This window comes from Microbacterium sp. ISL-103, from assembly GCF_018613995.1.
Lineage (GTDB): Bacteria > Actinomycetota > Actinomycetes > Actinomycetales > Microbacteriaceae > Microbacterium.
In genome coordinates, this window is the sequence record NZ_JAGGPD010000028.1 from 1 (window position 1) to 232 (window position 232).

The following is a 232-nucleotide window of genomic DNA, read 5'->3' on the forward strand; positions in this document are numbered from 1 at the left end:
GCGGTCTGGTCTTCGAGCACGTCGGGCAGGGGGCAGCCTGCGCTGGTGAGCGTCATGTGGATGACGAGAGCATCGTTCTCGTCATCCCACGCGAGGTCGTAGATCAGGCCGAGGTCGACGACGTTGATCCCGAGCTCGGGGTCCATGACGTCTTTGAGAGCCTCGGTGACCTCGTCGTACTTCGCGTCGGTGAGGCTGGCTGTCATGCGAATCAGCCTACGCCTCGATGGGG

At 63.4% G+C, this 232-nt stretch carries 1 protein-coding gene; it reads right to left on the bottom strand.

Annotated elements, in window-relative coordinates; translation table 11 throughout:
- Positions 1-206: metal-sulfur cluster assembly factor (locus tag J7E68_RS01320; protein ID WP_215169148.1), on the bottom strand; the 206-nt coding region annotated here is incomplete at its 3' end.
- Positions 207-232: the final 26 nt, after the last annotated feature.